Genomic DNA, 23,772 nt, shown 5'->3' with positions numbered 1-23,772 from the left:
CGTTTTTGCAAGACAACTACGGGCCATGTACGACTGGGACGATCTGCGCATCTTCATCGCCGCGGCGCGCGCAGGCTCGCTGGGCGGCGCGGCGCAGCGGTTGGGCGTCGACGCCGCCACGGTCGGGCGTCGGGTCGCCCGGCTGGAAAGCGCGCTGAAATCCACCCTGGTTGTCCGCTCGACCACCGGGCTTCAGCTGACCGCCGCCGGCGCCCAACTGCTCGATATCGGTCTGGAGGCCGAAAGCGCGATGGAGGCTGTCGGCCGCGTGACCCAGCCCGACGCGCCCGCCGGCGTCGTGCGCGTCAGCGCGTCCGAGGGGTTTGGCGTCACCTTGATGGCCCCCGCCCTGCCCGCGCTGCGCCTGGCCCATCCGGGCCTCAGGATCGAACTGGCGGCCACCTCCGGCTTCCTGTCCCCCACGCGCCGAGAGGTCGATATGGCCATCACCCTGGCCGCGCCGCACGCCGCACGCCTGATCGTCGAGCCGCTGACGCCGTATCAGCTGGCCCTCTACGCCTCGCCCGATCACCTTCACCGCAACGGCGTTCCGAAGACCGTCGATGACCTGAGCCGCTTCGACATCGTCGGCTATATCGACGATCTGATCTACGCGCCCGAGCTCCGCTATCTTGACGAGGTCCAGCCAGGCCTCGCGCCCCACGTCGCCTCGTCTTCGATCCGGGCGCAGCGGGAGATCATCGCCGCCGGGGGCGGCGTCGGCGTCCTGCCGTGCTTCCTGGCCGAGGGTCTGGTGCGCGTGCTGCCGTCGATCCTGATCGAACGTCGCTTCTGGCTGGCCACCCACCGCGATGTCCACGACACCGCGCGTTTGCGCACCGTGCGTTCGTGGCTGAAGACCCTGTGCCAAGAACAACAGTCCAGCTTGAGGCCATTCTGACCTCAGCAGAGAAATCGAAGTGTGGTGCGCCGCACACACCCGCGCGTTTTTGAAAGTTCGGGGAACAGAGATCTCGTTCAAATCTTAATAGAAGACGAACGAGGCCTGCCATGACACTGACCTTCAGCCTGACATTGATGACGGCCCTGATGGGCGCCCCGACTGGACCGCTGCTCAAGGACGCGGCCCTGTACAGCGCGCCTCAACCCGCCATCGAACGCGCCGTCGCGCCCAAGGCCGAGAGCACCGACCGCTTCAGCGTGCGGCTACGTTGCACCGCCTTGGCGTCGGGCCACGTCACCGACTGCGTCGTGCTGGAAGAAAGCCGCCCGGGCATGGGCTTTGGCGAAGCCGCCTTGGCCCTAATGAATGGCGCCGAGGTCACGCCGATCATGGATCGCGGCCACCCTGTCGACGCCCCCTTCGAACGCACCATCGACTTCACGCCGTAGGCCACAGCTAAGCCCCATATGAAAGGTCCCCGGTTGCTCGCAGCCGGGGATTTTTCTTATTCGGCTATGTGTCGAGGACAATAGCGACTTCCCTCGCCCTTGCCGGGCGAGGGAGAAGCCGGCTTATCGCGCAGGCGCGATGCGCCACACCGTGTTCGACAGGTCGTCGGCGACGAACAGCACACGCTTGTTCCCATCGAACGCGACGCCGACAGGACGCCCGCGCGCCTTGCCGTCTTTCAGGAAGCCTGTGGCGAAGTCCACGGGCTGACCCGCAGGACGACCGGCGTTGAAGGGCACCCAGACGACCTTGTATCCGGACGGGTCCTGACGGTTCCAACTGCCGTGCATGCCGATGAAGGCGCCGTTGGCGAACGACCCGCCAAAGCCGCCATTGCGGGCGAAATCCAGGCCCAGGGCGGCGACGTGCGATCCTAGGGCGTAGTCCGGCCGGATGGCCTTGGCGACCATCTCGGGGTTCTGCGGCATCACGCGCGGATCGCGGTTCTGGCCCCAATAGCTGTAAGGCCAGCCGTAGAAGGCCCCGTCACGTACCTGGGTCAGATAGTCCGGGACCAGTTGCGGCCCCAGTTCGTCGCGCTCATTGACGACCGACCACAACAGATTGGTGGTCGGCTCGATGGCCAGGGCCGTTGGATTGCGAATGCCGGTCGCGATGGTGCGCCGCGCGCCGGTCGCCCGGTCGATCTCCCAAACCGTGGCGCGCTCTTCTTCGACCGCCATGCCGCGCTCGCCGATATTCGAGTTCGAGCCGGTGCCGACATACAGCTTCGATCCGTCCGCGCTGGCGGTCAGGGACTTGGTCCAGTGGTGGTTGATGCGCGAGGGCAGTTCCGTCACCCGCTCGGCGGGCGTGGCGATACCGGTCTGGCCCGGCTGGAAGGCGAAGCGAACCAGCGCCCCCTGTTCGGCGACATAGAGATAGCCGTCGACATAGGCCAAGCCGTAGGGCGCATCGAGGTTATCTACCAGAACGGTCCGCAGTTCGGGCGTGCCGTCGTTGTTCGCGTCGCGCACCAGGGTGATGCGGTTGCCGCCTTTGATTTTGGTGTTGCCCTGCTTTTTGATGACGCCGGCGATCACGTCCTTGGGCCGCATGGCGGGTGCATGGCCGCCGCGCCCCTCGGCGATCAGGACATCGCCGTTGGGGAGGACCAGCATCTGACGCGGGATTTTGAGATCCGTGGCGAAGGCGCTGATCGTAAAGCCTTGCGGCACCGTCGGCGTCTCGCCGTTCCAGCCTGCCGGCGGGCTGATCTTCATCGGCGGCACCAGCGTCTCGTTGACCTTTGGCAGGTCGGGCGTCGCGCCGGTCTGATTGAGTTTCGGATCGCTGGCGTTGCCGCACGATGCGACCGTCAAGGCCATGGCCAGGGTGGCGGCGCTTGCGGCGAGCAGATTCTTGTTCATCGGACGCTCTCCCGCGCGGCATAGGCGGTCCAGCCGGCGACCAGGACCAGGATTGTGCAGAGGATGGACAGGATCAGACCGAAAGCTCCGACAGAGCTCCAGGCGTCCTGACTGTGTTTGAAGGCGTTCACCAAACCCAGCACCCAGGCCAGCGCGAGCGCGACCAGATGCACCGTCGCCCGCCGAGACCGTCCGTGGCGCAGACCGACGACGAAATCAAAGATCGAAAACAGGCCAGCGAGGCCGCCGAACACCAGCGCTCCGGTGATCAGCCAGGCCGAGAAGTTCGTCCACTGGACCTCGGCTGTCTTCAGATAGGCGATGTCGGTGAACAGGGCGAAGGTGAACAGCGCGATCGGAAACGCCAGCAATAGCCAATGCAACGGTCGAACGACCGCATCCTTCAGTCCATGGGTGCTCATGCCAGCCCTCTCCGTAAAGTCTGGCTTGGCTAACCGTCTGAACGGAAAATGGTTCACCGGCTTTCGCCGTGCTGACCCAATAGCGCCGGAGCCAGGGGCGCGTTCTCACCGTAAGTGGCTCACAAACCAATGTTGCAGACGCGCCGCCAGACCGCGTCAACAATGCCGATCAGCGTCCCGGATTCACCCGGTCCGATTGGACCAATCGGCGTAGAGGTCCAGCGCCTTCTGCGGCGATGAAATCCACCAGGAATAGCCGTTGCGCCTTCCGACAGAGATTTCATTTACATCGTCATGGATGGTCTGATCCTTGTCGCCGAAGATCGGACGCCCGGTCACCAGATCGTAGTTGCGAGACCAGATCGGACCCGCCCCGGCCTTGTCGATCAGCTTGCGTCCGTCGTCGGTCATTTCGAAAGATTTGTCATAGACACGCACCGCCTGAAGCCATTCGGCGGCGCCGCGAACGGCGGCCTTGATCTCCGGCGACGGGTTCTCCTCGCCCATCAGAAAGATCAGGATATCGGTTGTTTCGCCGCTTGCGATGGATCGCGGCTCGTAGTTCCGAGCGCTTGTTGGCACCAGCCGCATGGGCTCGACCTGCTGTGGCCAGCCCAACAGGCGATCCCCTTGACGCACCTGGGCCGCGAGGATCACCTCGATCGCCTTTTGGGTCGCCTCGGCCGCCTGTGTCTCCAAGTCAGCCGGCACGAAGTCGAAGCCCTCAGCGCCATGGGCGACATCACGGAGCAGCATGGCCGCGTTCGCCACCGCATTGTCATTGAATGTGATTGAGTCGTGGAAGCCGCCTTCAAGCGGCCAGATCTGAGGCCAGCCGCCATTGGGATACTGCGCGTTCAGAAGATACCGCACGCCTCGGATCACGCTGGCGCGCCAGGCGTCGCCGTCGCGTCCCGGCGCGTAGGCGGCGACCTTGGCCAGGAAACGCATTTCCGACCACGTCGCCTCGTTGTCCAACGTGCCAACGAAGGTCCAGAAGCGATCCGCCGGCGCATCGAAGTTCGCCGGGTTCTGCTCCATGGTTTCGGCATCGTTGGAGAACCGCTGGCCCGGCAGGCGCGCAATGCTGCGATCCTGGTTTTTGCTCCATCCGCCGGCGGGGGTCTGGAAACTGACGATCGCATCCGCGACGGCCCGGGCGTCGACTGTGGCGTACCATTCGGCAGGCCGGTCCAGCGGCATGTTGTAGTGGGCGGGTCCGACGGCCTTGGGCGGCGGCGGCGTAGCAACTCCGGCGGGAAGTTCGGCCGCGAGCGCAGCGCGGTCGGCCAGATGCTGGGCTTGAGAGCGTGCCAGATACTCGGCCCACGGATCACGCTCCGCGTCGGGCAAGGCGCCGATCCTATCGCTGGTCAGGCCCACCGCCGGCGTGTTCAGCCGCAGGACTTCTGCCTGAGCGGCGCCGGAGACGCCCCCCACAAGCGCGACCGCGCCAAATGCCAGCATCGAACAGGCGGAAAGGATTTTCATCGCGCTAACTCCCACAACTTTTTGGTTTTTCATGCTTGTCTGGATCGAAGGCCTGTGACGCCGGACGACTCGGTCACCTTGGGGCCTTGGCGGTCCAGGGTGTCGATGTTGCAGTCGCGGAAGCGCCAGTTCTCGGCATTGGCGATGGCGCCCGCATCCTGCACATCCCAGTCCAACCGTTCGAAAATGAAGTCTTTCAGCGGCGCTTCAGGATAGGCGGCGGCGGCGAATCCGACTTTGCCGCCGACGGCCTTGATGTTCGACAGGCGAACATCGTGGATACGGGGAATGCCCTGTTCGCGCGGCACGGGCGTGGCGAGCGCGCGCCAGTAATCCGGCACGTCCGCGATGCCGTCCGGGATCTGGGCGTAGCTGTAGTTTGGGTACCAGTTCAGGTTCACCTGCATCAATGTGCGCACGTCCTGCAGATGGATGTCGCGCAGGCGGATGTTGGAGATCACGCCGCCGCGTGTGTGGCCTGATTTGAAGAAGATCCCCAGCGGCACCGGATACTCGATCCTCAGCCCAGAGACTTCGATGTCGTCAAATCCGCCAGATGTCTCCGATCCGAAGGTCATCCCGGCCAGGGCGTCACGGACGATGCAGTCGCGGATTTTCACCTCACGGCATGGCCGACCCACCCGCAGTCCGTCCCAGTCGCGTCCCGCCTTGATGCAGATCGCGTCGTCGTTGACCGACAGGTCGCATCTCTCGACCAACACCCGCTCCGATGAGTCGATATCGATGCCGTCCGTCGAGGGGCCGCGTCCGCCGATGTTATTCCTGATGATTAGGTCGGCGACCTTAACGTCCCGCGAATAGCAGACGTGGACGGTCCAGAAGCCCGATCGCGCCAGATTCAGACCGGAAACCTCGACCTGCTGTGAATCGTAAATGTGGATCAGACGCGGACGGCGGCAGTCGTAGTCGGCCGCCCATCGCAGGTCGCGCGGATCATAATCGCGTCGCAGCGCCCAATAGGAATCCCAGAAGACCTTGCCGTCTCCATCGACCAGACCCTCGCCCGTGATCCTGGCGTTCTGTTGCTGATAGACATTCAGCAAGCCGGCGGGCCAGTCCATCTCAACGCCTGCAACACGCGTGCGAACCATCGGATAGGCGGCCAGATCTTGAACGCCGCGCAGGGTGGTGCCGCGTTCGATCGACAGGGTCACCCCCGACTTCACGAATAACGAGCCTGACAGGTACAGACCGGGCTTCAGGACCACGACTCCTCCGCCCTGCCCTGCCGCTGCGTCGATGGCGGCTTGGATAGGACGAGTGTTGACGGCGACCCCATCACCCACCGCGCCATAGTCGGACGCGTCGAACGTGCGCAAGCGGCTCGATGGTGCAAACGCCGGCGTCGCTTGCGTCAAGGCGCTGACGACACCCAGTTGCAGCAGCATGCGGCGATCAGCGCGCATCTCGATTTCCCACATTCTGTTCTTTCGTCTCACAATAGTGGACGATATAAGGCTGGCAAGAGATACTGACAGCTGATCGTCAGAAATTGACACCGGTTACGTTGCGGCTCGCCGTCGAAGTGGGCCACCAACCATCATGCGCCGCCCGGAGCAGCGCCGGAGGAAAACATGGCCCTGCCAACCCGACCCTGCCTTGGCCTGATTGCAGTTCTGATGAGCTCGGCCGCCATGTCCGGCCCCGTTCTAGCGCAAACGGTCGCAGCCTTGCCGCCGGGCGTCGAGGCTGAATGGCTGGCTCAACGCGACCGCCCCGCGCTATACACCGACGTGGCAGGCGTGCCGTCTCGCGAGAGCACGATGGCGGCTGTCGAATATGTCGCCTCCTCGCAAATCGCAGCCATGGCCGCCGAGCCGCTCGCCTTATCGACGGGCAGCAACCTGACGCAGATGTCGTCGAACTGGGTCGCAGCCACCTTTTACGTCGGCGCTTCGCGGCTTGCGCGCGTGTCGGACGATACGCGGACGCTGCGTTTCTTGAGCGCCGTGGCCGATCACTACAACTACAGTGTACGTGGCGCGCGGTCGGGCAAGACGATGCTGAACGCCGACGATATCGCGATCGGCGATCTCTACGAAGAACTCTACGCGCGTCGTGGACAGGAGGGCGTGCTGATGCCGCTGCGTCAGCGGCTGGACTGGCAGGTCCCCTATCTGGCCCGGGCGGAAGACACACCCGCGCTCGTCTGGTGGTGGGCCGACGCGCTCTATATGGCGCCCCCGGTCTTCGCCCGGATGACCGCGATCACGGGCGATCCAAAATATCTGACCGCCGCAGATAAGGAATGGCGACGCACAGCGGCGCGGCTGTGGGTCGAGGACGAAAAGCTGTTCCTGCGCGACGAACGGTTCAAGGACGAGAACCATCGTGACGCCGACGGCGACCGCATCTACTGGTCGCGGGCCAATGGCTGGGTCATGGGCGGTTTGGTACGATGGCTGGAGTCCGTGCCTGTCGATTTCGCAGGGCGCGCCTTCTATGTCGACCTCTTCCAGAAGATGGCCGGCAGGATCGCAGGTCTCCAGCAAGAGGACGGACTGTGGCGCGCCAGCCTTCTGGACCCCGAAGCCTATCCCGAGGCTGAAACCTCAGGTTCGGTCTTCTATGTCTACGCCCTGGCCTGGGGGATCAATCACGGCCTTTTGGATCGCGACACCTACCTGCCGCATGTGTTGAAGGGTTGGGCCGGCCTGAACCGCCATGTCCTTGCGAACGGCTTGGTGGGCGCAGCGCAGAAGACCGGCGATCAGCCCGTGTCGACCGACCCTGAGGACGTCGGCCTCTATGCTTCAGGAACCTATATTCTGGCCGGGCTGGAAGTCGCGTCGCTGAATGACCCAGTTCGCTCTCTGCCATTGGCGGAACCCACGCGCGACACGGCCGAAGTGATCGCTGCGACCACGCCCGTCCCGCCCGCCCCCGTGACGGTCGTCGGCGCCGAAGAAATACGCCGCCGAGACGCCGAAATGCGTGCGACCTCGGCGCTCTCCTACGATCCATCCGCTCTGAATCGACCCTCGACCATCGAACCGCTGGAGCCGCCGCCGGAAGATCAGCGGCGACCGCGCGCCGTCGCCCGCTTCGCGCCGGATCGTTTGGATGATCTGCTATGGGAAAACGATCGCGTCGCGCATCGCATTTACGGTCCCACGCTTGAAGCGCGCGAGGCGCCCTCTGGCTCGGGCATCGATGTGTGGGCCAAACGTGTCCGCTATCCCTTCATGGACCGCCAGTTGAAGTTCCCGAACTATCACGTCGATCGCGGTGAAGGCCTGGATTATTACGATGTGGGACGCGGCAGAGGCGCCGGGGGTCTGGGCATCTGGTACGACAACAAGCTCTGGACCAGTCGCAACTTCTCCACCTACCAGATCGACAAAACCGGCGGCGATGAGGCGCGGTTTAGCGTGACCTACCGTCCTTGGCCTGTCGATGTCGTGCGCACGGTTTCAGAAAGGCGTGAGTTCAGCCTTCCGTTAGGCTCCAACTTTACGCGAATGACTTCCACTCTGACCTCGAACTCCGACGCACCGCTGATCGTCGCGATCGGCATTTCGAAGCGCAGCAACGACAACGGACGAGGCTTCGTCACGCGCGACGCCGCACACGGGCGTCTGATGTTCTGGGAGCCTGAAAACCCCGAGCATGGCTCGCTCGGCATCGCTCTGGCGGTTGATCCCGCAACGGTCGAAGGCTTCACCGAAGACGCCGACAACTATCTGATCCTGGTGCGGGTCACGCCGGGTCAGTCGTTCACCTACTACATGGGATCGGCGTGGGATCGCGGCCTGGACTTCGCCACGCGCAGCGCCTGGGAAGATTTCGTCGCAAACCAAAGGTTCGACTTCCGCCAAGGCAACTAGTCAGCAGGCGAAAATTCTCTCGCCGCGTCGCGCAGTTCGGCCGATGTCAAAAGAAAGGCGGCGCCGGTTATACCGACGCCGCCTGTCTTATTTCGCCGATCTGTTGGGATCAGAAGCGATATCGCGCACCGATGTAAACCTGGCGGCCAGTGTGGTGATAGACATAGGTGCTGTCACGCGGCAGGCCGATGTCGCCGTGGTTCTGACGGTTGGCTTCGTCGGTCAGATTCAGCCCTTCGACCGAAACACTGAGGTTATCGGTCAGGTTATACGATGCGGAAGCGTCGATCGTCGTGGTTTCGGTCTTGCCCTGATAGGGGATCAGACCCGTGGCGCCGTTCGAACCCGGCACGTTCTGGAAATAGGTGTCGCGATAGGCCGCCGACACACGCGCATTGAACTTGCCGTCGTCATAATAAAGCGTCGCGTTCCAGGCGTTTGGCGACAGATTGACCAGATCAGCCGTTACGAAGGCAGCGCAGGTTGCTGTGACGCAATACTGAATCTCGGATTCAACGTGCGTATAGTTCAGCTGCGTACCGATATTCGACAGCAGGCTGGGCAGGAAGGAGAACGTCTGCTGATAGCTGATCTCGAAGCCTTTCAGCGGGCCGCCCGGCGTGTTGGTGGGCGTGCTGAACTGATAGATGTCGCCGGCAGGACGACCGCCCGCCGGGAAGGCCACAGGGTTCAAGGCTGTCAGTTGGCTGTACGACAGCGGTTCGGTGGTCGTCTGCACATAGGTCGAGATGTCCTTGTAGAAGTAGGCGAAGGACAGCAGAGCTTCAGGCGCGAAGTAATATTCAACCGACAGGTCGTAGGTCGTCGCCCGATAGGGTTCCAACTCGACATTGCCCAGCGAGGCCGTATTTGTCGCCGCCCCGGCTGCGCTCAGCGTGAAGACCGGAACGAGGCTGGTGACAGGCGGTCGCGCCATGACCTTGGCGGCGCCCACGCGCACGATCAGATCCTTCATCGGCTCGATCGAGACGTTCAGCGACGGCAGGGTGTCGTCATATTCGTTCTCGCCCCGAACCGGCGTCGCAACACCACCGACGTTCGAATAACCCAAGGCGTCGACCTCGGTCTTGACCTGACGTACACCGACGTTGCCTCGGAACGGCACGCCCATGATTTCCGTGTCCCAGTCGGCTTGCACATAGGCGCCGGTGTCGGTCTCGGTCACGTCACGCCAGTTGCCATAGGTAGACGGATTGCCATTAAGGCCGATCAGCCGGAAATCACCGCCTGCTACGCCCGTGTCGCAGTTGCAGTTGTAGCTCCAGACTGTTTGCAACGCAGCCAGATCCGGCCGAACCCAGCTGGTCGCAGCGCCCGACGGCAGATCGAGATTGCGACCGAACCCGCTTAGCAGATTGGTGACCGAAGCCATGCTCGTGCCCGCCGGCAGCGCTGGCGAACCGTTGGCGTTGTTTGGGCGCGCGAAGGCGCGGCTGCTCGACTCATATTCCTTGCGGCTGACCCCCGCTTTCAGTGTGAGCCAATCGCTTACGTCGAAGGCGAAGTTGGCCTCACCCGTCGTATAAACGTTTTCCTGGAAGTTGGAGCTGATGCGCAGCTCCGAGCGAGGTTGCGCGCCCGTAGGCCCGACGACGCTCCACTGTGTGGGGTCGGCGACATTGAAGCCCCAGTTGATCGCCGGCAGATTGCGATTCTGACGGAAGTCATAGGAATAGCCGTCGACGTTCTGGCGATCGATGATGGCGCTGACCTGGACCGGGTTGGCGAAGCTGGATTCCGCGCGACCGATCAAGCCGTCGAACCGCAGCCGATCCGAAAACTCGTGCTCGACCCCAAAGGTCATCTGCTTGAATTCGGTTTCCAGCTCGTCGAACCGCTGCTCGCTGCGGATGTCCATGTCGTCGAGCTGGGCATAGATCATCTCGCCCGTGTCGGGATCGATCTCAAAGCTCATGATGTCGACCTGCGGCTTGCCGCCCTGATCGGCGCCACGGCTGAGCGACCAGGCTTGCAGGAAGTTTTCGCTGCGCGTCGAATCCAGCTTTGAGTACAGCATGTCCATCGTGAACAGGGTCGGACCGTTGCCGGGCCGGGCTTGCACCGACAGCGTCGCGCCCAGACGTTCCTGGCTGTGCTCCAGGCTGCCATAGCGCGGGATGCGAGGGTGGTAGGTGCGCGCGGCGTTAGGCAGGACAGCGCCATTCTGGAAACCGCCGTCGGCGCTGGCAGGTCCCCAGCGCACCGAGCTGAAACCTTCCTCCAGACTGTCGCGCTCGCTGTAGGCGATCGAGAACAGAGCGCCGATCTGGTCATCCGCCCAGGTGTTCGAAATCAGACCGGCGAAGCGCGGGCTCCAGTCCTGCGACAGGTCGTTATAGCCATACTGGCCCGACAGCGCGCCTTGGAAGCCGGTCTTGTCGAACGGACGACTGGTGCGCAGATCGACGGTCGCCCCCAGCGACCCCTCTTCCGTCTCGGCCGAGGCGGTCTTGCGCACCGTGATATTGTTGAAGAGCTCTGAGGCGAAGACGTTGAAGTCGAAGCCACGACCGCGATTCACCCCGCCCGACGAGTCGGTGGCGCCGGTCGATGCCTGGGCCTCGATGCCGTTGATCCGCGTGCGGGTAAATTCCGAGCTGAGCCCGCGGACGGTGATCGACCGGCCCTCGCCCGCATCGCGGTCGATCGAGACGCCGGGAATGCGCTGGATCGACTCGGCCAGATTGGTGTCGGGGAAATCCGCGATGTCTTCCGCCGAAATGGCGTCGACGACGCCGGCTTCGCGGCGTTTGATGTTCAAGGAGTTCTGAAGGCTGGCCCGGAAGCCCGTGACGACGATGTCATCGACTTCTGCAGCGTCACCCGTCTGAGGCGCAGCGACCTCGACCGTTTGAGCGGCAGCGTCATGCGCCATCATTGCGAGAGCTAGGGCTCCCAGCGACGCGGTGGCGACCAGGGCGTGGCGCGCAAATTTGTGGCGTTGGATCATTCTAGTTTCTCCTCCCAAGTGTTGCGCATCAAGGATCGAACGCCCTCGTTCACGCCTCCCGCTGCTGACGGGAGACACCGGTGTCAAAACGAGTTGGCCGTTTGACTGCTACCGGTGTCATTCATGTTTAGTCATATTCGACCGCGACTCGCAAGCAGGCGACGATCCTGATGGTGGATTTGTAATCTCGTCGAAGAGCGTGGGTTAAGCGGGAAAGTAGTTGCAACCTGCACGCCGGCGCACTGTGCGGTTTCGAAGAATACCTGCCACTTGAAAGAACCGACGGACGTCCTGCCCTATTCCCACTCGATTACTGAAGCCGGACCAGAACATTGAATGTTTTGGATTTTTTGTTCGACATCGATAGGAAACCGATCCGTAGACCGAACAAATCTCGAGGTATTGAAAACATTGGTGAAATTCTAATCAATAAAATTTTCGTGATGTCGAGGCCTTTCGCAGTCTGTTGTGACCTTCGACGACATCTTTGACCCAAACGACATCAGTATCAACTTGGAGCTTCTCCACCATGATGGAGTGTATTCTGCGGTCCAGGCTAGCCGAGAGGTTTGCCGGATTCGCACGAATAGGTCGGCACAGCGGCTTCTGCGTAGCCACTCCACAAGCGACCGACCGGAACCGGGCGAGGAGTTGACGGCATGGTCGAGGACGCGATGAGAGGCGATATCGATCTGGCCCCATTCGTAACCCACACGATGGGTTTGGAGGAGATCAACGAGGGCTTCGCACTGATGCACGAAGGCAAGTCGATCCGCACGGTCATTCACTACTGACCCGCCGATCCGAAGCGGCGCGAGGCGCTCGGATCGACAACTCGGCCGTCATCATGTCCCGACCCCTGCCATGATGAAGCGCGCTCTGGCAAATGGGCAACGCGTCGCGATGCGGTAACAAGCGCCGAAGTGCGGTCGTTACATGCCGATAGCGGCACGGACCAGGGCCGCCTGGCCCAGGCGCTTACCAGCGGAGTGTGTCTGGCCTCGTCGCGCGACCCAACGGGAAAATGGTTTTGGTCTAATGCTGGAAAAATATTTCAAAGGTACCGAACATCGGGCCAGCCTGGCCGTTGGATGTATTGAGTCGGAAATGCATTCATCTGTTACCCGGCTGTGATGAACCACGGGCCGCACGGGCGTATAGGGCAGGAAGACTGTATTGAAGAGCAAGGATATTCACGCGACGACGCCGGCCACCGATCATGGGCATACGGGGCCGCCCGCTTGCGTGCAGGTTCGCGGCGCGCGCCAGAATAACCTCAAAAATATTGACGTCGATGTACCGCGCGACGCCTTCGTGGTGTTCACCGGCATATCGGGCTCGGGCAAGTCATCGCTCGCGTTCGGCACCCTTTATGCCGAAGCCCAGCGGCGTTATCTGGAATCGGTTGCGCCCTATGCCCGTCGCCTGATCGACCAGGCCGGCGTGCCGGAGGTCGACGCGATCGACGGTTTGCCGCCTGCGGTCGCGTTGCAGCAGCAGCGCGGCTCGGCCAACGCGCGATCCTCGGTCGGCAGCGTGACGACGCTCTCCAGCCTGGTGCGGATGCTCTATTCGCGCGTCGGCGAATATCCGCGCCATCAGCCGATGCTCTATGCGGAGGATTTCTCCCCCAACACGGTCGCGGGGGCCTGCCCGACCTGTCACGGCATCGGGCGCGTCTATGACGCGACCGAAGAAACGATGGTGCCCGACGACACGCTGACGATCCGGGAACGCGCAGTCGCCGCCTGGCCGGCGGCATGGCATGGCCAGAACCTGCGCGATATCCTCGTGTCACTCGGCTATGACGTCGATACGCCGTGGCGCGACCTGCCGAAAAAGGATCGCGACTGGATCCTCTTCACTGAAGAGGCGCCGACGGTGCCGGTCTATGCGGGTCTGACGCCCGAACAGACCCGCGTGGCGCTGAAGCGCCGCATGGAACCGAGCTATCAGGGCACCTTCACCGGCGCCCGCCGCTATGTGCTGGAGACCTTCGCCAACACGAAAAGCGCGCTGATGAAGAAGCGCGTCTCGCAATATATCATCGGCCGCGATTGCCCGACCTGCGACGGCAAGCGCCTGAAGCGCGAAGCCCTGTCGGTCAAATTCGCCGGCCTCGACATTGCCGAGTTCGGCGACCTGACGGTGCTCAAGCTGAAAGACTTGCTGATCCCCGTCGCGCATGGCGCGTATGGGGCGGTCTCCGCCCCCTCAAAGGGCCATGTTCTGGAAAAAGCGGCCCGCGATGCAGCGGTCGAACAACGGGTTGCGGCGGGCGGCTCGGCGCACAAGAGCGCGCCCGACGTACGCCGCACGCCCAATCTCTCCGACGAGAAGCGGATCGCCGCCCAACGCCTTGCCTGCGAATTGATCGAGCGGCTAGAGCCGCTCATCGATCTTGGCCTTGGCTACATTTCGCTCGACCGCAGCACGCCGACGCTCTCCTCCGGAGAGCTGCAGCGCTTGCGGCTTGCCACGCAATTGTCGTCACAGCTTTTCGGCGTGGTCTATGTGCTTGACGAGCCTTCGGCAGGGTTGCACCCGGCAGATGGCGAAGCCTTGCTCACCATCCTCGAGCGTCTCAAGGCGGCGGGCAACTCCCTGTTCGTCGTCGAACATGATCTCGACGTGATCCGCCGCGCGGAATGGCTCGTCGATGTCGGGCCAGGAGCCGGGGAAAAGGGCGGTGAAGTCCTCTACAGCGGGCCGATAGAGGGGCTTGCCGACGTCGAGAATTCGATCACCCGCCGCTACCTGTTCGCAGAGCCGCTCCGCAGTGAGCGCACACCGCGCGATCCCAAGGCATGGCTACGCCTGGAAGGGATCAGACGGAACAATCTCCATGGTCTCGACGTCGAGTTTCCCATCGGCTGCTTCACCGCTGTCACCGGCGTTTCGGGATCGGGTAAATCCAGTCTTGTCAGTCAGGCGCTGCCCGAGCTCGTCACGGAACACCTCGGCGGCTCCCCCGTGGCCGAGGAGGAGGATATCGACCCGCTGCTCGATGTTGCGCAGAACGACACTGAAGGACGCATTGTCGCAGGCATGGAGCATGTTCGCAGGCTGGTCCGGGTCGATCAGAAACCGATCGGCCGCACGCCGCGCTCGAACCTATCCACCTACAGCGGCATGTTCGACCATGTGCGACGGATATTCGCTGATACGCCGCTCGCCCGCCGGCGGCACTACAGCCCGGGAAGGTTCTCGTTCAACGTCGCGCAAGGCCGCTGCCCTGTGTGCGAGGGCGAGGGATACGTCATGGTGGAGCTGCTGTTCCTGCCGAGCGTTTTTGCCCCCTGCTCGACCTGTCATGGCTCTCGCTACAACCCGCAAACGCTCGAAGTCGAATGGAACGGGCGCAATATCGCCCAGGTGCTCGAACTGACGGTCGACGATGCGTGCGATTTCTTCGCTGGCGAGGCATCTGTGATGCGCTCCCTCGACGTGTTGCGGGAGATCGGTCTTGGCTATCTGAGGCTCGGTCAGCCGGCGACCGAGCTGTCTGGCGGGGAGGCGCAGCGCATCAAGCTGGCGACTGAACTGCAACGCGCTCAACGCGGCAACACGATCTACATCCTCGACGAGCCAACTTCGGGGCTTCACCCCTCCGATGGCGACCGGCTCATGCAACACCTGCAGGGCCTCGTAGACGCCGGCAATACCGTCGTAGTCGTCGAACATGACATGCGCGCCATCACACAGGCGGACTGGATCATCGACCTGGGACCGGGGGCCGGGGAAGATGGGGGCCGTATCGTTGCCAGCGGCGTCCCTGGCGTCGTTGCGGAAGCGGAAGGCAGTCTCACCGCCCGCTATCTCAAGGCGGCGCTGTAGTCGTAAATCTGGCGGAATGCACGTTCGATCAGGTGCATCTCAACCACACGTTGGAATGGGTCGAATCTGGAAGCGGGAGCCGGCGATGTGTCACCGCGGTTGACGCGGCTTAGGGTTTGAGTGCCCGTCAGGTGTGCCGTGTTCGTGCGATACGCGGCGTGGCGGACGGCCATCGCTGGCCATCCGCCACGCTTGCTTTGTGCGGACCTTCTCCAAGGAGAGGGCCCTCACATGGTTCGTCGAAACGCCCCGTCTTAATTCCCTGCTGCGAGCGCCGCGGCCACACCTTCTGCGATCTCCTCAACGAGTTTGGCACAGAAGGCGGGCAAATCATTGGGATCGCGGCTGGTAACAAGGCCGTTGTCGACCACGACTTCCTCATTGGTCCATGCACCGCCGGCGTTCTCGATATCGACCTTCAGCGTCGGGTAGGACGTCAAGGTGCGACCCTTAAGCACGCCCGCCTCGATCAATGTCCAGGGTGCATGGCATATAGCCGCAACAGGTTTTTTCTGATCGAAGAAAGCCCGGATGAAACCAATTGCCTCGACGCTGCCGCGCAGCTTGTCGGCACCGACAGTCCCTCCGGGCACAACAAGTCCGTCGAAATCGTCGGCTTTGACCTCGGAAAACGTCTTGTCGATAGTATAGCTGCCGCCCTCGTCAAGATCGCTATTGACTGTGCGAGCCTTGCCCGGCTCAAAACTGACCACGGTCACTTTGCCACCAGCGTCCTCGACAGCTTGCTTGGGCTTCGAGAATTCTGGTTCTTCCGTCCCGCGGGGTGCGATCAGAATGGCAACTGATTTGCCTTCCAAAGTCATAATTTATTTCCTATTCCGTCGAAAACTAAGGTCAGGCGCCCGGCTTGAGCACGACCTTCGTCCAACCAGCATCGCGCTCGTCGAAATGCTTGTAGGCGTCTGGTGCCTGATCAAGCGGCAGTCGGTGCGAGATGATTTGGGCAGGATTGGCCCGGTCTTGCTCGATAAGCTTCATCAGTCGCCGGTTGTAGTGCTTTACATTGCACTGGCCGGTGCCGATCTTCTGGCCCTTGAACCAGAAGTTGCCGAAGTCGAACGCCATCTTGCCTTCCTTCTGGAGATCGTCGGGCGCGTTCGGGTCTTCCGGAATGAACACGCCGACGACGCCGATTCCGCCGGTGGCCTTCGTGCTTTTGACGAGGCAGTTCATCGTGTAATTGCTGCGCTCCTTGCCGTGGCGATCGCAACACTGATACCCGACCGCCTCAACCCCCCGGTCGGTCCCGAGGCCGCCGGTCGCGTCAAGGATCTGCTGGGCGGGATCGCCCTTTCGCATGTCGATCGGAATGGCGCCCATGGCCTCGGCCAGTTTCAGGCGGTCATCGTGAGAATCGACCACGAAGATCTGAGAGGCGCCGCGGATTTCGGCTGAGTGCGCGGCCATTAAACCGACCGGACCGGCGCCGTAGATCGCGATGCTTTCGCCAGGCAGGAAACCTGACAGTTCGACGCCATGCCAACCCGTCGGGAAGATGTCGGAGAGCATGACATAGTCATCCTCCTTCTCCTCAGCGTCCTCAGGCAGCTTCAGACAATTGAAGTCCGCATAAGGAACGCGCATAAACTCGGCCTGACCACCTTGCCACGGACCCATCTCGGCAAAGCCATACGCTGCGCCAGCGGTTCCAGGGTTGGTCGTGAGGCAAAAACCCGTCAACCCGCGTTCGCAATTTTCGCAGAAACCGCAACCGACGTTGAACGGCATGCACACGCGATCGCCCTTCTTGATGCGATCTACGGCAGAGCCGACTTCGATGACCTCGCCAAGGTTTTCGTGGCCGAAGACCTTGCCCTTCTCGAAGCTGGTACGGCCTTCATACATGTGAAGGTCCGACCCGCAGATATTGGTCGTGGTCAGCCGGATGATAACATCGGTCTGCTTTTCGATCTTGGGATCGTCGATGGTATTGACAGAAACATCTTTGGGCCCGTTGTACACGACAGCTTTCACGGATCTTTTCCTTTCGCAGCTCTTTTCAACGAGTCATCAAATCGAGAGCTTGGCGATGATCCGGTCCATCGCAACGGCGGAGGACATCGCACCCTTCCAAGTGATCTCAGTTTCCTGAACCTTTCGCTACCTCAGAGGTTCCTTCCCGTAGGGCCGTCCTGGGATCAATTCACGGCGGTTTTCTGAATGACTGGGCCAGAACGGCCGAATAACGCGCCGAATTGATGTGCTCAAGAATCTCCCGCGAACTAATGGCGCCCTTACGTCGGGACACATCAACGGCGCCTTATCAGTAAATTCAGAAGTGTGATAATCGCAAAAGACAAGGCCATCCACTTTCGCGGATGACCTGTCGTATTCATTTATTCATTTCCCGATCCGACCGGGCCATCCATTCCGGATAGAGACACGAGCCTTACCCTGCGGTCAGACGGCAGCTTAGGGTGCCGACCGCTCCGCTATTTCGCGGCCAGTAGGGTGAACTTGTGAATCTGCGGCGGTTCAGAGAACAGTTCTTCTGCCTTCTCCATCAGTGCGGCGGCAACCTTGCCGTCAAGATGGGCCTGCCGATCCTCCTCTGTGTCGAACGTATCGAAGATCGCGTACGCACCGGGACCTTCCTCGATCGCATACCAGGTCAGAGTGCCCGCCTCAGCTTGAACGAGCGGCAATGCCGAGGTCAGGAAATCGGCGACATCGCGCTCTTTTCCGGGCTTGGCCTTCAGCGGTACATACAGGGCAAGTTTGGGCATAAATGACTCCTCAAGTGAAACGGACACATATTATTCGGCAAAGCAACGGACGAGCGGGCCGATACGTTCCCCATGAGGCGGAGCACACGCGGCCCCGCCTCCTCATTGCAATCAGAACTGCTGTGCGGTCGGACGGATGACAATCGCGTTGACGTCGACGTCATCAGGTTGTTCGACAGCGAACGCGATAGCACGCGCCACCGATGCCGCCGGGATGGCCTGCTTGTAGAAGTCCAGCACCGTCTCGGCAGCCGCGCCAGAGGTCGTGAATTTCAAATCGCTTTCGACAGCTCCAGGCTCGATTGACGTAACCCGGACCTTTTCCCCCACCTCGTGGCGCAAGCCCTCGCTGATCGCGCTGACGGCGAACTTGGTGCCGGAGTAGACAGTGCCGCCTGGTGCGAAGACCTTGATGCCCGCAACCGAGCTCAGGTTGATGATGTGGCCGCTGCCCTGCTCGAGAAAGCCGGGAAGGGCCGCCGCGATGCCGTAGAGCGTACCCTTCAGATTGACGTCGATCATCTGGTCCCACTCGTCGGTGTTGACCTCGGCCATCGGACGGATCGGCATCAGCCCGGCGTTGTTGATCAGCACGTCGAGGCGGCCAAAGTCGGCAATGATTGAGGCGACGACGGACTGGACCGCCGATTTGTCGGTCACGTCCAGCGCGTAGCTACGTGCCGTTCCGCCAACTGCGGCGATGTCCGCGACGACCTCGTCGAGCCTGTCCTTGCGCCGCGCGGCGATGGCCACCTTGGCGCCGCGTTCCGCGAGAAGACGCGCAGTTTCCGCGCCGATGCCGCTGCTGCCGCCGGTTATGAGAACGACCTTGCCTTCGATACCCTTGGTCATGACTGTATTCCTTCAAGTCAGTTGTTGATTTTTCGCCGGATCGCGGCCCCGCGCGAGCCCGCCCGGCCTGATGGGGTCACCGCGAGCGCAACAGGACGGGAGCCGCGCCCACCTTGATGCGGAGCAGCTCGTAGGGCTTGCGGCGCAAGTCCCGCCCGCCGTGGAAGCCTGGCTGGCGGTGAAGCTGGTTGGCGGTGAAGTAGAGGTAGCCGTCGGTGCCGATCGACAGCGTGTCGGGCCAGCTGATGCGCGGGTTGCTGACCACCGTCGTCCAGCTGCCCTGGTCGAGCACGCGGATCGCGTTGTTCTCGTAATCGCCGGCGAACACGCGGCCCTTGTCATCCTCGGCTATCCCGTCCGAGGCGCCTTTGCGCCCCAGGCTGCGGACCGCGCGGCCCAATGCCTCCTCGGACACCGCGGGATCGCGCAGCAATGCCGTGGGCACCGCGTGCAGCGTGCGGCCCGACAGTGGACCGTAATACAGCAGGCTGCCGTCGGCGCTGAGCGCAATCGCGTCGCTTGCGATCGTGACCGGCGTCGCGGGGCCGTCAGCCGGGCGGTTCATGAGCACCGCGCCATCGACAACCGGGGTGAAGCCGGGCTCGGGGTTGGTCGTCGCATGGTTCGACAGGCGCCGGATCGCCCGCCCGCTTGCGATATCGACGACGATGATGCCGCCGATCCCCTCGTTGCTGCTGTCGGTGATGTAGGCGACGCCCTCGGCACCCTGACGCAGATCGAAGCGCACGTCGTTGAGGTAGGTCGTGGGCAGCACCACGCTGGGCGGCAGGACGATCGTCTTCACCACCCGGTCGGTCGCAAGGTCGATTGCCACCAGCTTTGCACCGCCGGCCTGTGGTTGAGAGAATTTGGGCGCCGCCGTGTCGAGCACCCAGAGGCGATTGGCGCCGTCGGCCACCACGCTCTGCACCGAGATGAAATGCCCAGCCGGGTCGGCCGGATCGGGCTGGTTGGTCGCGGCGTCGGGATAAGGCACCGCCTTGCCGTCGACCAGCTCGGCAACCGTGAACGGCGCGTTGTCGCCCCATTGCGGGAAGTTGACGAAGATGCGCCCGTTGGGGGCGACGGTCACGCCAGTCGGCATCGCGCCATCGAAGGTCGCGACCTGTTCGATCTGGGGCGCGGATGCACCCTCGCGGGTCGTCGAGCAGGCGGCAAGCGAGAGGGCAGCGCCAGCGGCAAGAAGCAGTTTGACGGAGGTTTTCATGGGGTCATTTCCTCGAGGATGCGGCCCGCTTCGTGGGGCTCGGACCGGAGATATTGCGGGGGCGCCTTGACCGATGCACCAAGCGCGGCGGCGGCGTGCCAGGGCCAACGCGGATCCCACAGCGCAGCGCGGGCTATCGCTATGGCGTCGGCATGCCCGTCTTCGAGGATGCGCTCCGCCTGGTGCGGATCGGTGATCATTCCGACCGCCACGACAGGCATGGCGACCGCGTCCTTGACCGTCCGCGCCAGCGGCACCTGATAGCCGGGACCGACAGGGATCTGCTGGCGCGGGTCGAGGCCGCCGCCGGAGACGTGGATTGCCGAACAACCGCGCCGCTCCAGCTCCTGTGCAAACAATGCGGTTTCCTCCGCTGTCCAGCCGCCTTCAACCCAGTCGGTCCCAGAAACGCGGACGGTCACCGGGCGGTCGGCCGGAAACGCTTCGCGCACGTCATCGAACACTTCGAGCGGGAACCGCATCCGGTTGTCGAGGCTGCCGCCGTATTCGTCGCCGCGCCGGTTGGAGATCGGCGAAAGAAACTCGTGGAGCAGATAGCCATGCGCGACGTGGATCTGGATGGCTTCGATGCCGAGCCTGCCGGCGCGCCGGGCGGCATCCGCGAACGCCTCCCGGATGCGGGCAAGCCCTGACTTGTCCAGTTCGACAGGGGGATTGTCGTCCGGAGCGAAGGGAATGGCGCTGGGTGCCACGGTCTGCCAGCCATTCTCCGCATCGGGGGCGATCTGCGTTCCGCCTTGCCACGGCTTGGCGCAGCTCGCCTTGCGGCCGGCATGGGCCAGCTGGATGATCAGCGGCATGTCCGACCAACGGCGCACACTTTCGAGCACGCTTCGCATCGCCGCTTCGGTACGGTCATCGTACAGGCCGACGTCACCGTAGGTGATGCGCCCTTCCGGGCTGACCGCGGTCGCCTCTATCGTCAGCGCGCCCGCGCCCGAGAGCGCCAACTGGCCGAGATGCATCTGGTGCCAGTCGGTCATCGCGCCGTCGACTGCCGAATACTGGCACATCGGCGCGATGACGATGCGGTTGGCGAGCCGCAGCCCGCCAACCTCAATCGGTTCGAACAATTTCGCCATCACCATTCGCCCGTGTTGGGCATGGAGGCCCAGGGTTCGGCCGGAGCCTTGTGTTCGCCCGTCTGCAGCAGTTCGATCGAGATCCCGTCCGGCGAGCGGACGAACGCCATGTATCCGTCACGCGGGGGGCGATTGATCGTCACGCCGCCCGCCTGCAGCCGCGCGCACGTTTCGTAGATGTCGTCGACCCCGTAGGCGAGATGGCCGAAGTTTCGGCCGCCCGTGTATTTCTCGGAAGCGCTGCCATCCTCGGGCGGCCAGTTGTACGTCAGCTCGACCTCGGCATCGCCCTGCTCGCCGTCGCCGCGGAAATCCTCGTCGGCGGCAAGGTAGATCAGCGTGTAACGCCCGGCCTGGTTCTCCATGCGCCGGGTCTCCCTGAGACCCAGCAGCGTGAAGAACCGGACCGCCGCCTCGGGATCGGCGACGCGCAGCATGGTGTGGAGATACCGCATGATCAGGCGTCCTTGTCCTTGAGGGCTTCCATCACGAGCTCCGCGGTGCGGGTTGCGCTGGCGGGGTTCTGGCCGGTCACAAGGTTGCCGTCGCGCAAAGCGAATGGGGCGAAATCGGGGCCGCTCTCGTGCTTGCCGCCAAGTTCCTTGAGGCGCGTTTCGAGCAGGAACGGCACGGCCTTGTCGAGGCCGACCGCGCGTTCCTCGCTGTCGGTGAAGCCCGCGACACGGCGGCCAGCCACGAGGGGCGTGCCATCGGCCTTCTTCGCCGAGACCAGACCTGCCGGTCCATGGCAGACGGCGGCAACGATCTTGCCTTCGCGGTCGAAGCGTTCGACCAGGCGGGCCAGTTCGTCGCTGCCGGGGTAATCGAACATGGTGCCGTGGCCGCCGGGCAGGAACAGCGCGTCGTAGCCGGCGGGATCGATGCTTGTGAATACAGGGGTGCTGGTAACCTCGGCCTTCAGGGCCTCGTCCTTAAGATAGCGCTCGACCGAAGCGTCGTTCTCGCCGTCGGCGTTGACGCTGCGCTGGTCGACGGGGATGGCGCCGCCCTTGATCGAGGCCAGCGTCACCTCGGCGCCCGCATCGCGGAAGGCATAATACGGGGTGGTAAGTTCCTCGAGCCAGACACCCGTCGGTTCGGTGCCGGGAATCATTCGGTCGGCGGAGGTGGCCACCATGAGAATGCGGGTCATCGTCAATTGTCCTTCTCCATTGATGTCGGGGACACGAGCAAACGCAACCGGCGCAGCCGCACCCGCCACAAAGACAGCGGTGAGTGCTTTCAGCAGTTGGCGGCGATTTTGCATTCAATCGTTCCTTTCGGCGGCTTAGATACGCAGGGAACGGCATCATGAAATCCAGCGGGAATGGCGGACGGCCATAAATCCAGTTATGGAACCGGAATGTCCCTCCTGCAGTTGCGCACCTTCGTCGAAGTCTACCGCCGTCGTTCACTGAGCGAGGCGGCCCGGGCAATCGGCATCACCCAACCGGCGGCGTCGCAGCACATCGCATCGCTCGAGGCGCAACTGGGCCGTCCCTTGTTCGATCGCCATTCGCGCGGCGTCCGACCGACAGCGATCGCCGACGATCTCGCTGCTTCAATCGGAAGCAGCCTCGACACGGCGGAATCGGCACTGGCCAGCGCGCGGGCCCGTTCGTCCCGCATCTCGGGCACGGTCCACATCGCCGCGCCGTCGGACATGCTGGGCGAAATGATCACGCCCCGACTGGCTCCGCTGCTGGAAGCAGGGCTGGACCTGCGGCTGCATATCGGCGGGCGCGAGGCGCTTTATGCCATGCTCCTCGAAGACAAGGTGCACCTGGCCGTCACCGCCTCGCAACCCGAAGATCCGCGGTTGGCCTTCCATGCGCTGGGCGAAGAGCACCTGCGCGCCGTAGCCTCGCCCGCCGTGGCCATGCGGATTGCCGAATTGCCGCTTGCCGACGGGCTCAACCGGACGGCCCACCTCGCCTACGACCTCGACCGGCCGCTGCTGCGAACCTGGCTCCATGCAAACCAGCTCGAGCTGACGAGCCAGCCCGCGTTGACCGCGCCCGATTTGAGAGTATTGCGATCGGGATTGTGCGCGGGTCTCGGCTGGACGGTGATGCCCGGCTATCTCACCCGCAGCGAACGCGCTGCCTGCACGCTGATCGAGATACCCGCCCCGGTCACGGTGCCGCGCAACGCTTACTACCTCGTCTGGGCACGCTCATCGCTGCGACACCCGCGCGTGGCCATGGCTCGGGACGCCCTGATTGCTGCACTCCGAACATAATGGTGGCCACACCTGTTGGGCCGTGAGCGCAATGTCGGGTCTGAACCAGTTGAGCGCTGGCGGAACAAAGGGCGGCTTTCGGGATCGTCGGCTACAAGGCCGAACGGCCGGATGTGGGGCGCAAAGCGGTCATCCTAGGAATGAAAAGGTTGTGTCCTCCCCTGCCCCAAAGTCGGCCACCTCTGTTCGAATCCTCAAGCGGGACTCGAACTCACGTTAAATAATTGGGATCTTTCCGACCAATCCC

General features: G+C 63.0%; 18 protein-coding genes. 5 read left to right on the top strand and 13 right to left on the bottom strand.

Annotated features, from left to right (window positions below; translation table 11 throughout):
• Positions 1-25 precede the first annotated feature (25 nt).
• Both A4249_RS03575 and A4249_RS03570 read left to right on the top strand, forming a co-directional pair.
• On the top strand, positions 26-901 hold the full coding sequence (locus tag A4249_RS03575; RefSeq protein ID WP_066551117.1) for a LysR family transcriptional regulator: 876 nt from the start codon (positions 26-28) through the stop codon (positions 899-901).
• A gap of 110 nt (positions 902-1,011) precedes the next feature.
• Positions 1,012-1,353 (top strand): TonB family protein, encoded by a 342-nt coding sequence (locus tag A4249_RS03570; protein WP_066551116.1) that lies wholly within the window; start codon positions 1,012-1,014, stop codon positions 1,351-1,353.
• Between the two features lie 123 nt (positions 1,354-1,476).
• Here the strand turns inward: A4249_RS03570 and A4249_RS03565 are convergent, their stop codons facing one another.
• The 4 genes from A4249_RS03565 to A4249_RS03550 form a co-directional block, all read right to left on the bottom strand.
• The gene (locus A4249_RS03565) at positions 1,477-2,742 is read right to left on the bottom strand and encodes a PQQ-dependent sugar dehydrogenase (protein WP_419762270.1); all 1,266 of its coding nucleotides are present in this window, start codon (positions 2,740-2,742) and stop codon (positions 1,477-1,479) included.
• Positions 2,743-2,780: 38 nt separating this feature from the next.
• Positions 2,781-3,206 carry a DUF2231 domain-containing protein gene (locus A4249_RS03560; RefSeq protein WP_066551114.1) on the bottom strand — a complete coding sequence of 142 codons (426 nt, stop codon included), beginning with the start codon at positions 3,204-3,206 and terminating at the stop codon, positions 2,781-2,783.
• A gap of 183 nt (positions 3,207-3,389) precedes the next feature.
• A complete protein-coding gene (pelA, locus tag A4249_RS03555; protein ID WP_197458449.1) occupies positions 3,390-4,697 on the bottom strand; it encodes a pectate lyase in 1,308 nt (435 codons plus the stop codon).
• Between the two features lie 29 nt (positions 4,698-4,726).
• On the bottom strand, positions 4,727-6,124 hold the full coding sequence (locus tag A4249_RS03550) for a glycoside hydrolase family 28 protein (RefSeq protein WP_066554742.1): 1,398 nt from the start codon (positions 6,122-6,124) through the stop codon (positions 4,727-4,729).
• Between the two features lie 168 nt (positions 6,125-6,292).
• On the opposite strand from A4249_RS03550, the gene A4249_RS03545 reads away from it, so the two are divergent.
• The gene (locus A4249_RS03545; RefSeq protein ID WP_082854043.1) at positions 6,293-8,545 is read left to right on the top strand and encodes a glycoside hydrolase family 88 protein; all 2,253 of its coding nucleotides are present in this window, start codon (positions 6,293-6,295) and stop codon (positions 8,543-8,545) included.
• Between the two features lie 109 nt (positions 8,546-8,654).
• Here the strand turns inward: A4249_RS03545 and A4249_RS03540 are convergent, their stop codons facing one another.
• Positions 8,655-11,516 (bottom strand): TonB-dependent receptor, encoded by a 2,862-nt coding sequence (locus A4249_RS03540; protein ID WP_066551110.1) that lies wholly within the window; start codon positions 11,514-11,516, stop codon positions 8,655-8,657.
• Between the two features lie 1,176 nt (positions 11,517-12,692).
• On the opposite strand from A4249_RS03540, the gene A4249_RS17080 reads away from it, so the two are divergent.
• The gene (locus A4249_RS17080) at positions 12,693-15,353 is read left to right on the top strand and encodes an excinuclease ABC subunit UvrA (protein ID WP_269465529.1); all 2,661 of its coding nucleotides are present in this window, start codon (positions 12,693-12,695) and stop codon (positions 15,351-15,353) included.
• 254 nt (positions 15,354-15,607) lie between these two features.
• Here the strand turns inward: A4249_RS17080 and A4249_RS03530 are convergent, their stop codons facing one another.
• From A4249_RS03530 to A4249_RS03495, 8 genes are all read right to left on the bottom strand, one after another.
• Positions 15,608-16,177: a type 1 glutamine amidotransferase domain-containing protein gene (locus A4249_RS03530; RefSeq protein ID WP_066551108.1), complete on the bottom strand. Its 570-nt coding sequence runs from the start codon at positions 16,175-16,177 to the stop codon at positions 15,608-15,610.
• 31 nt (positions 16,178-16,208) lie between these two features.
• Entirely contained in the window at positions 16,209-17,348 is a 1,140-nt protein-coding gene (locus A4249_RS03525) for a glutathione-independent formaldehyde dehydrogenase (protein ID WP_066551106.1), read from the bottom strand.
• A 458-nt stretch (positions 17,349-17,806) separates the two neighbouring features.
• Complete coding sequence (locus A4249_RS03520) at positions 17,807-18,100, bottom strand: putative quinol monooxygenase (protein WP_066551104.1); 294 nt, start codon at positions 18,098-18,100, stop codon at positions 17,807-17,809.
• A gap of 111 nt (positions 18,101-18,211) precedes the next feature.
• On the bottom strand, positions 18,212-18,952 hold the full coding sequence (locus tag A4249_RS03515) for an SDR family oxidoreductase (protein ID WP_066551102.1): 741 nt from the start codon (positions 18,950-18,952) through the stop codon (positions 18,212-18,214).
• A 76-nt stretch (positions 18,953-19,028) separates the two neighbouring features.
• Complete coding sequence (locus tag A4249_RS03510) at positions 19,029-20,180, bottom strand: L-dopachrome tautomerase-related protein (RefSeq protein WP_066551100.1); 1,152 nt, start codon at positions 20,178-20,180, stop codon at positions 19,029-19,031.
• Positions 20,177-21,283, bottom strand: a complete 1,107-nt coding sequence (locus A4249_RS03505; protein WP_197458448.1) for an NADH:flavin oxidoreductase/NADH oxidase — start codon at positions 21,281-21,283, stop codon at positions 20,177-20,179. The genes A4249_RS03510 and A4249_RS03505 overlap by 4 nt, the downstream gene beginning before the upstream one ends.
• Complete coding sequence (locus tag A4249_RS03500; RefSeq protein WP_112862296.1) at positions 21,283-21,738, bottom strand: VOC family protein; 456 nt, start codon at positions 21,736-21,738, stop codon at positions 21,283-21,285. The genes A4249_RS03505 and A4249_RS03500 overlap by 1 nt, the downstream gene beginning before the upstream one ends.
• Positions 21,739-21,740: 2 nt before the next feature.
• Positions 21,741-22,550 carry a type 1 glutamine amidotransferase domain-containing protein gene (locus tag A4249_RS03495; protein WP_197458447.1) on the bottom strand — a complete coding sequence of 270 codons (810 nt, stop codon included), beginning with the start codon at positions 22,548-22,550 and terminating at the stop codon, positions 21,741-21,743.
• A 96-nt stretch (positions 22,551-22,646) separates the two neighbouring features.
• Between A4249_RS03495 and A4249_RS03490 the strand changes: the two genes are divergently transcribed.
• Positions 22,647-23,525: a LysR family transcriptional regulator gene (locus tag A4249_RS03490; protein WP_066551092.1), complete on the top strand. Its 879-nt coding sequence runs from the start codon at positions 22,647-22,649 to the stop codon at positions 23,523-23,525.
• Positions 23,526-23,772 lie beyond the last annotated feature (247 nt).

The organism is Brevundimonas sp. GW460-12-10-14-LB2 (assembly GCF_001636925.1).
Lineage (GTDB): Bacteria > Pseudomonadota > Alphaproteobacteria > Caulobacterales > Caulobacteraceae > Brevundimonas > Brevundimonas vesicularis.
This window is presented reverse-complemented; position numbering and strand designations above follow the sequence as displayed.